The following is a 9,175-nucleotide window of genomic DNA, read 5'->3' as shown; positions in this document are numbered from 1 at the left end:
TACTTTTGCCATGTTAGCCTCACTTGCCTAGATTAACTACCCGAACCTGTATCAGAAGCATCTTGATGTTGCTGAATAAAATCATCCAACAACTGCTTCTGCTCGTCAGTCAGAGCTAGGTGTTTCAATAATTCAGGGCGGCGCAACCAAGTTCTCCCGAGGGACTGTTGCAAGCGCCACTTGCGTATTTTTTCATGGTTACCACTGAGTAATACAGCAGGAACCGACTCACCATCTAAGATTTCTGGTCGTGTATAGTGCGGACAATCTAGCAAACCATCAGCAAATGAGTCTTCGCTAGCCGAGTCTTGATGTCCAAGAACACCTGGAATCAATCTGGCCACCGTGTCTATCATCACCATGGCTGGCAACTCGCCACCACTTAACACGTAATCTCCAATCGACCATTCTTCATCAACATGTTGCGCAATTACACGCTCGTCAATGCCTTCATAGCGACCGGCGATTAAAATGAGCTTGCCATACTGAGCCAATTCTTGAGCGCCCGCATGATCAAGCTTGCGACCTTGAGGTGACATATAAATCACCTTGGTATCAGCACCGAGCTGTTGTTTAGCTGCTGCAATCGCATCAGTGAGCGGTTGCACCATCATCAACATCCCTGGACCTCCGCCATAAGGGCGGTCGTCAACAGTGCGGTGTCGGTCATGGGTAAAATCGCGCGGATTAATCAGCTGAATATTCAGCAATCCATCCCGCACGGCCCGGCCGGTCACACCATTGTCGGTTATAGCCTGAAACATTTCAGGAAAAAGGCTTATCACCCCAACCTGCAACTTATCAGCCATTAAAAGTCCGACGGCCAATCCACAACAATGCTTTTGTTTTCCATGTCGACTTTCTGAATGTATTGACTCTGAATAAACGGAATCAATCGCTCAGAGCGACCAAATGCATCGTTGCTGTTCGCTTTCACCACCATCACATCGTTCGATGCAGTGGCCATTAACTGATCAACGACTCCCATGTTATAACCGTCAGTATTAACGACAGTCATACCAATCAAATCGCGCCAGTAAAACTCATCCTTTGGCAATTCAGGTAGTAGCGACGCACTAATCACAATTTCCGCACCTGTTAATAAGTGTGCTTGTTCGCGATCTTCTACGCCAGCTAACTTTGCAATCAGTCCTTTATTGTGTCGACGCCATTCTTCGACTTGAACTGGTTGCTCCTTGCCTTGTAAAACAAGTTGCCAAGGGGTGTAATCAAAAATGGCTTCCTGATCATCAGTGAAGCTTTGAACCTTTATCCAGCCTTTTACGCCATATACTGCGCCAAGTTGACCCACAACGACGGTTTCAGCAGGATTATTCATAGCCACCTAACTTCAGAAATATAAATCTATTAAGCCGCGCTACGCGCGTCTTTTACCAGCTTCGATACACGATCAGACAAAGCTGCACCGTTTGATACCCAATGATCAACACGAGCTAAGTCGATACGGATCTTTTCTTCCTGGCCACGAGCGACCGGGTTAAAGAAGCCTACGTTTTCAATAAAACGACCGTCGCGGGCATTGCGACTGTCAGTAACTACCATCTGGTAGAATGGGCGTTTTTTAGCGCCACCACGTTGTAAACGAATGGTTACCATTACGTTCCTCGATACAGTTTCAAATGTTAAGTAAATAAAAAAGTCTCCGACCGGGGTCGAAGAGGTCGTGGAATTTACCCGAAAATTAGTCCGAATGCAAGTTTTTACTAGCGTTTCGGGAACATTCCTGGTGGCATTTTACCACCCATTCCGCCAAGGCCGCGCATCATCTTCGCCATACCGCCGCCTTTCATTTTCTTCATCATTTTTTGCATTTGCATAAATTGCTTCAGCATTTTATTCACGTCTTGTACCTGAGTGCCTGAGCCTGCAGCAATACGACGTTTTCGCGAACCCTTGATTAAATCGGGATGTTCGCGCTCTTTGCGGGTCATTGAGTTGATGATAGCTTCCATACGAACGGTGACCTTGTCATCCAGTTGCCCCTTCATTTGCGCTGACATTTGCCCCATACCGGGCAACTTATCCATTAAGCCCATCATGCCACCCATGTCGCGCATTTGAGCCAGCTGGTCACGAAAGTCCTCAAGCGAGAACTTGCCGTCTTTCATAACCTTTTTAGCAACTTTCTCGGCTTTTGCTTTATCAACTTTAGATTCGAGTTCATCGATCAGCGACATCACATCGCCCATACCTAGAATCCGCGAGGCAACCCGATCAGGGTGGAAAGGTTCGAGCGCAGTATTCTTTTCGCCAATACCAAGAAACTTAATTGGCTGGCCAGTAATATGACGTATCGACAACGCTGCACCACCGCGGGCATCGCCATCTGTTTTGGTTAAGATAACGCCCGTAAGCGGCAGCGCTTCGCTGAACGCTTTTGCAGTGTTGGCCGCATCTTGTCCAGTCATCGCATCAACCACAAACAATGTTTCTATTGGGTTAATTGCTTCATGCAACGCTTGAATTTCAGCCATCATAGCTTCATCAATTGCGGTACGACCGGCGGTATCGACTAAGACGACGTCGAGGAACTTTTTCCGTGCGTGAGCTATTGCGGCTTGTGCAATAGCAACTGGTTTCTGTTCGGTGCTTGACGGGTAAAATTCAACTTCAACTTCGTTCGCTAATGTTTCCAATTGCTTAATAGCAGCTGGACGGTACACGTCGGCACTCACCACCAACACTTTCTTTTTCTGTTTTTCACGCAGGTAACGGGCTAATTTACCAACGCTTGTCGTTTTACCAGCACCTTGCAAACCTGCCATCAGTATCACTGCAGGCGGCTGTGCAGCAAGATTGAGCGGCACATTGCCCTCGCCCATTGCATGCTCCAGCTCTTTTTGAACGATCTTTAAGAACACCTGACCCGGGGTCAGGCTCTTATTGACTTCTTCACCAAGGGCTTGCTCTTTTACCCGGCTTACAAATTCACGCACGACCGGTAGCGCAACATCAGCCTCGAGCAGCGCCATGCGCACTTCTCTTAAAGTATCTTTGATGTTGTCTTCGGTTAAACGTCCGCGACCGGTAATACTCTTCAACGATTGCGACAATCGTTCGCTTAAATTCTCAAACATGCGAATCTGCCCACTTTCTAATTGCTATTTAGTCTATATGGCGGCGATTATATCTTAAATCAAGCAAAGTTTCCTGATCCTATTGGGTTTAGGCGTGACTATGCATATACTTGCTACATTGTTCACCCATTGCGCAGCAGACTGATAATTGTCATGACCCTATTGCTACCCATCAATCTTGTGTTGTACGTATTGAGCGCCGTATTGCTTTGGCGTAGCCTCGCACGAACAACCTCTGCATCTTGGCTACTTCTCATTGTTCCATTGGCGGCAATTTTAACGCATGCGGTGCTGTTATGGGATTACCTCAAAGCCGACCATTTTGATCATTTAAACATCACCACCAGTTTAAGTACGGTCGCGCTATTTTTAGCCGCATTCACGTTAATGCGAAGCCGCCGCGCCGGCGGTTTATTGTTAAGCCCAATAATTTATTTGTTCGCGGCAGTGAGCGTAGTACTGATGGTACTCAGCCCAGCCAACTGGGGCGCCCCACTGAGTGAAGCCCATGGTTTAGTTGTCCATATTATTTTGTCGTTGATTGCCTACGCTGTATTGAGCTTAGCAACGTTGTACGCAATCCAGCTCCTGTATTTAAATTACTTATTAAAGCACCACCGCACGCACGCACTCTCGGGTTATTTACCACCATTGATGACTGTTGAGCGTTACTTTTTCCGTTTATTGAGTACCGGAACTGCGTTACTACTGATCGCAATTATTAGTGGATTCGTATTTCTGAATGACATGTTCGCTCAAGGGCAATCGCACAAAACAATTTTGAGTCTGATTGCGTTCGTGCTTTATGCCGTTGTGTTGTACCTGCACAGCGTAAAGCGAGCGCGCGGAAGAGCACTGGTAATAACGAGTGTTATCGCTAGCATTATTCTGTCATTAGCGTATTTTGGCAGTCGTTTTGTGAAAGATATTCTACTTTCTCTGTAGTTCGTCACGCATTTGCATGTGAAGAACTTGACTTGTAGCGCCAGCTGGCTAAATTAGGCGTTCAGTTTTAAATTATAGGACTTTTTTTTGGACGAGATATCCACCTCGACCCTATTGATCATTCTTGGGGTTTTATTGTTTCTTTCCGCGTATTTTTCTGGCTCGGAAACCGGCATGATGTCGGTCAATCGTTACCGCTTACGTCACCTCGCGCAGCAAGGTAATGCTGGAGCCAACCGCGTACTCTATCTTCTCGACCGTCCTGATCGTTTAATTGGTCTTATTCTAATCGGTAATAATTTAGTTAATATCGCCGCTTCGGCAATCGCGACAATCATTTGCTTGCGCTGGTTTGGCGATGCTGGAATCGTAATCGCAACGTTTGGTTTAACCTTGGTTGTGCTAATTTTTGCTGAGGTAACCCCCAAAACAATTGCGGCACTGCACCCAGAGCGCATTGCGTTTCCTAGCTCATTTGTTTTAAAGCCAATGTTGACTGTGCTCTACCCCCTCGTCGCAACAGTTAACTTTATAACGAATAGCTTCATGCGTTTACTTGGTATTAATCCGAAAGGCTCCTCTGGCCAAGATGCGTTGAGCTCGGAAGAGTTGAGAACGGTGGTCAATGAAGCAAACTCAATGATTCCTTCAAGTCACCAAGACATGCTGATTAGTATCTTGGATCTTGAAAAGGTTACCGTTGAAGACGTCATGATTCCGCGCGCTGATATATCGGGTATTGATGTGCAGGACGACGTGAAGTCAATCGTTAAGCAACTCAGTCAGGCCCAATACACCAGAATATTGCTCTACCGAAATGAAATTGACGACGCGGTGGGCTTTTTACACGCGCGCGACATCATGCAAATCATGACAAAAAACAATAGTGATTTGGATAAATCTGAAATTGTCCGCGCCGCGCGGGATATTTATTACATTCCAGAAGGCACGCCGCTAAACGTGCAACTACTGAAGTTTCAGCGCAATAAAGAACGTATAGGTTTGGTCGTGGATGAATACGGCGATATTCAAGGGTTAGTCACTTTAGAAGATATTTTAGAAGAGATTGTGGGTGACTTCACCACCAGCATTGCGCCAGCGCCAAGCGAATCAACCCAAGTTCAAATTGATGGTTCGGTACATGTTGAAGGTGTTGCGAATATTCGTGACTTAAATAAAGAAATGAACTGGGACTTACCAACCGATGGCCCCAAAACGGTCAGCGGTTTAATCATCGAACAACTGGGCGATATTCCGCAGCGGCCATTATGTTTACGCATTAATGGCTATGCTATTGAAGTTATTGAAAGCAGTGACAATTTAGTCAAACTGGTGCGCGTGCTACCCGATAGGTAGCACTTCGTTCGCTATTCTTAACCTGTTATCTTAACCAAAGAATAAGCGCCACAACCAGCCGCGCTCTAAATCTTCTTCACAGGTGCGTAACTGAGCACCATAACGACTGGCGCGTTGTTTAACCCGCTGCGCGGTATTCATTAACCAACGTTTACTGCGATAGGTTTGACGCTGATAGCCGCCCCATCCCTCATGGTAATTAAGATATTGCGCATAAGCATCCCATTTAGAAACACCATTTATTTTGTGACTTTTTGAGATAAACCATCCCATAAAATCAAGCGCATCATCAAAATCGTCACGTGATGACCACGAGTTCCCTGTTTCACGAACGTAGTCATCCCATGTTGGCGTCTTAGCTTGTGAATAACCATAAGCACTACTTACCCGCCCCCAAGGGATAATCCACAATAGATAGTCCCGTGGTGGCACGGCATCGTGCTTGAATGAGCTCTCTTGGTACATCATGGCCATGGGAACTTGAATCGGTACGCCCCATTTATCGCGCATTGCTGCAGCGGCATCGTACCAATCACGTTTTTCCATAAAAATACCACAGAGGTTTTCCGGCTCTTTCGGTGGTGCTGATGCGCAGCCGACTAAACTAAGAGTCGCCGCAATAATCGTAAACTTAAACTTCATTTTTTAACAATCCGGCGATTGGCAAGCCGCTCGTCGGAAATACTCCTCTAAAAAATCATCAAAGCTCGTGTGTGCATCTGCCGCCTCAAGCTCGTGTTGCGCAACCAATGACGCTTCACGCAAACGCTCAAATTCAGCCTCGGTAAAATATTTTAAGGGCTGATCGAGTTGCTTTTTATAGTCCCGAGCAAGCTGCATGCCAAATTCGCTGTTGTCGATATTGTGCTCAATCAAGTACGCCATAACGCGCCCTGATAACGTCAGTTCTGGATTAAGCACACAACGATATTGTTCGTTAATTGCTGTGACATAATCTTGCTGACCATATGCTGTGTCCATCACTTTGGCAATTTGCTGCAAATCAGCAAATATTTCTTCTAACCAATCAGATATGGGCCTTTCATAGCCATTGTCTTGCAAGGTTAAGCGCGGGTTACGCCCATCCATGACAACCCGATTAAAGTTGGTGTCGGTTATCACCTGTTCATCCCAACTGAGCTTCGCACTTGGTTTCAGTGCACAATAAATCAATAGCACATCAAGCAGTTGCATCTGCTCAGCAGTAATACCTATAGGGCTAAATGGATTCACATCCAACGCCCGGACTTCAATGTATTCTACCCCGCTACGTTCCAGTGACTGCGTCGGCGTTTCACCCGAACGCGCGACCCGTTTAGGTCGGATCGTTGAATAGAATTCATTTTCAATTTGTAGAATATTAGTGTTGAGTTGGCGATACTCACCATCCACTTTAACACCAATTTTGCTAAACCGCGTGGAGGGTGTTGTGATCGCTCTACGTAAGCCAGTCACATACTCGTCCAGCGTGTTATAGGTGATTTTAAGGTCCACTTGCTCTTTATTTGTGTAGCCTAAGTCACTCATCCGCAACGAGGTTCCATACGGCCGATACACTGTGCCTTTACCCAATTCAGCAAAAGACATGTTCCCTTCGGTGTGCTTAAGAAACGACTTGCAAATAGCGGGCGAGGCCCCGAATAAGTAGGGAATAAGCCAGCTCACTCGCTTGTAGTTTCGAATTAAGTGAAAGTACCGCTCTGAAATAAAGTCTTGGTTGAGTTCACGCTGCTCGCGTTCAGCGAGCAAGTTCCAGAATGTATCCGGCAATGAAAAGTTGTAATGTACCCCAGCAATAATTTGCATACCGCCGCCATAGCGATAGGTAAGCCCCTGCCGGTATAAAGTTTTCATTCTACCGGTATGGGATTTACCATACTGTGCAATCACAATATCTTCTGCAGCGCCGACAAAACAAGGCATGCTTAATGGCCATAATAATTCATCACCTAATTCGCGATAAGTTACTTTATGGATATCCATCAGCTGTTGCACGGTGACCTTAATATCACTGGCTACAGGTGTTATAAATTCCATTAAGGTTTCGGCATAGTCGGTCGTAATTAACGGGTGTTTAAGCGCCGAGCCTAACTTTTCCGGATGTGGCGTAGGTGCAAGTTTTCCTGCTTCGGTAATACGCAAGGTTTCGCGTTCAACTCCGCGGTGTATGTCACGTAGAATATGAACGTGCTCGGAATTGGCGAGTACTGCCAACACATCGGCAAATTGTGACTGCAAAATGGGATCCTGCCTTATATCGTCGAGCCATTAGTTATCGCGAAATATTACTGGTTTATAACCTGTTAGTCCATGTTAGTCGATCAGTGTTTAGCATTGGCTAAACACTGCTTGCATGGCATGATAGACAATTAATTGACTATCTTCATATTGGTCTTGAGGCAATCCATGCAACTGCGAAAAGGCTTGGCAGAACTATTTTATAAGCTGTATCGTCGGTTAAACCCAGACGATACTGCCACGGCTAAGTCTATGACCATGGCCGCTCGCGAAAAAGAAATTAAAGCTGCGGCTGCGGCAAATCAAACAAAAAGCGAATTTCTCGCCAATGTCAGTCACGAAATTCGTACGCCAATCAATGCTATTTTAGGGATGACGCAGCTCACCCTAAAAACCAACCTCGACGAACAACAACGCAGCTACTTAAAATCTATTGAGAGCTCATCGCGAATCTTACTGGGAATTGTCAACGACATGCTCGATTTTGCCAAGATTGAAGCTGGCAAACTCAGTATAGAAGCCATTCCGTTTGACCTTGAAGAGGTTTTGGCCAACCTTGCTGACATGTTTGCCTATCGCGCATACGATAAAAACCTGGAATTTATCATTAACTTACCAACCAACATTCCAACACGATTAATCGGTGATCCGCTGCGGCTTAATCAGGTGTTGGTAAACTTGGTCAGTAACGCTATCAAATTTACAGAAGATGGCGAAATTGTTGTTTCGGTTACATTACTGGATGTCGACGAGGGGGATGTGTTTCTGCGTCTTTCCGTAACGGATACAGGTATCGGTATGGACGAAGCACAACGGGCGCGTTTATTTGACGCCTTCACGCAGGCCGACACCTCCACCACGCGCAAATTCGGTGGCACTGGCCTGGGGCTCGCCATCAGTCAGCGCATTGTAAAAATCATGAATAAGCATGGCTTAGGCGTAACCAGCAGCGTTGGGCAAGGCTCAACGTTCTTTCTTGAACTGCGATTACCGATTCAACAGAATCAGGACTTATCGAACCGCGATGCCTTGATCAAGCGCTTACAAAATAAACGCGTTTTAGCCATCGAAGATAACTTAACGACGCGCGAAATGCTGACTGAGTTATTACGCAGCTATAACGTCGATATACAAACGTGCCGCACTGCCGAAGAGGGTTTGAAACAGCTTGAACAGCAACCTTTCGACGCCGCAATTGTGGACTGGCAATTGCCCGGTATTAGCGGGTTGGAGTTCTGTCAGGAAGTACTTTCAAAACAGCACACCACATCACCTAAATTGATACTTGCAACCAATTATCATGCGAAAGACATGATTGAGCAGGCACAATCGATTGGGGTGGCTGACTATATTGTTAAGCCTTATACCAGCTCGGCGTTGGTGCGCGTACTGTGCTCTGCGCTGTCCATCAGTACAGATAGACAAGCAATGCCGAGTAATAACCGCTTAAAAGAAATTCACGGCGCACCTGTGTTGCTGGTTGAAGATAATGACATTAATCAAATCATCGCACGAGAAATGCTACAACATGCTGGCAT

At 46.1% G+C, this 9,175-nt stretch carries 9 protein-coding genes; 3 read left to right on the top strand and 6 right to left on the bottom strand.

Annotation, left to right across the window (positions count from 1 at the left end; all coding sequences use genetic code 11):
- Nucleotides 1–32: 32 nt before the first annotated feature.
- From trmD to ffh, 4 genes are all read right to left on the bottom strand, one after another.
- The gene (gene trmD / locus ACN0UN_RS11365; protein ID WP_417660082.1) at nucleotides 33–797 is read right to left on the bottom strand and encodes a tRNA (guanosine(37)-N1)-methyltransferase TrmD; all 765 of its coding nucleotides are present in this window, start codon (nucleotides 795–797) and stop codon (nucleotides 33–35) included.
- An 11-nt stretch (nucleotides 798–808) separates the two neighbouring features.
- Nucleotides 809–1,339, bottom strand: a complete 531-nt coding sequence (gene rimM / locus ACN0UN_RS11360) for a ribosome maturation factor RimM (RefSeq protein ID WP_417660081.1) — start codon at nucleotides 1,337–1,339, stop codon at nucleotides 809–811.
- Nucleotides 1,340–1,368: 29 nt separating this feature from the next.
- Nucleotides 1,369–1,617, bottom strand: a complete 249-nt coding sequence (gene rpsP / locus ACN0UN_RS11355; RefSeq protein ID WP_128351993.1) for a 30S ribosomal protein S16 — start codon at nucleotides 1,615–1,617, stop codon at nucleotides 1,369–1,371.
- Nucleotides 1,618–1,724: 107 nt separating this feature from the next.
- Nucleotides 1,725–3,098 (bottom strand): signal recognition particle protein, encoded by a 1,374-nt coding sequence (gene ffh / locus ACN0UN_RS11350; RefSeq protein WP_417660080.1) that lies wholly within the window; start codon nucleotides 3,096–3,098, stop codon nucleotides 1,725–1,727.
- Nucleotides 3,099–3,251: 153 nt separating this feature from the next.
- On the opposite strand from ffh, the gene ACN0UN_RS11345 reads away from it, so the two are divergent.
- Nucleotides 3,252–4,043, top strand: coding sequence for a cytochrome C assembly family protein (locus tag ACN0UN_RS11345; RefSeq protein ID WP_417660079.1), 792 nt, complete (start codon nucleotides 3,252–3,254; stop codon nucleotides 4,041–4,043).
- Between the two features lie 87 nt (nucleotides 4,044–4,130).
- Nucleotides 4,131–5,399 (top strand): HlyC/CorC family transporter, encoded by a 1,269-nt coding sequence (locus ACN0UN_RS11340; protein ID WP_417660078.1) that lies wholly within the window; start codon nucleotides 4,131–4,133, stop codon nucleotides 5,397–5,399.
- Nucleotides 5,400–5,429: 30 nt separating this feature from the next.
- On the opposite strand, the gene ACN0UN_RS11335 is transcribed toward ACN0UN_RS11340, so the two are convergent.
- Nucleotides 5,430–6,041 carry a hypothetical protein gene (locus ACN0UN_RS11335; protein WP_417660077.1) on the bottom strand — a complete coding sequence of 204 codons (612 nt, stop codon included), beginning with the start codon at nucleotides 6,039–6,041 and terminating at the stop codon, nucleotides 5,430–5,432.
- 3 nt (nucleotides 6,042–6,044) lie between these two features.
- Complete coding sequence (gene gshA / locus ACN0UN_RS11330; protein WP_417660076.1) at nucleotides 6,045–7,637, bottom strand: glutamate--cysteine ligase; 1,593 nt, start codon at nucleotides 7,635–7,637, stop codon at nucleotides 6,045–6,047.
- Nucleotides 7,638–7,805: 168 nt separating this feature from the next.
- Here gshA and ACN0UN_RS11325 point away from each other — a divergent pair.
- Nucleotides 7,806–9,175 (top strand): ATP-binding protein (locus tag ACN0UN_RS11325; protein ID WP_417660075.1); only part of this gene is annotated, 1,370 nt, incomplete at its 3' end.

This window comes from Pseudidiomarina sp., from assembly GCF_048267825.1.
GTDB lineage: Bacteria > Pseudomonadota > Gammaproteobacteria > Enterobacterales > Alteromonadaceae > Pseudidiomarina.
This window is presented reverse-complemented; position numbering and strand designations above follow the sequence as displayed.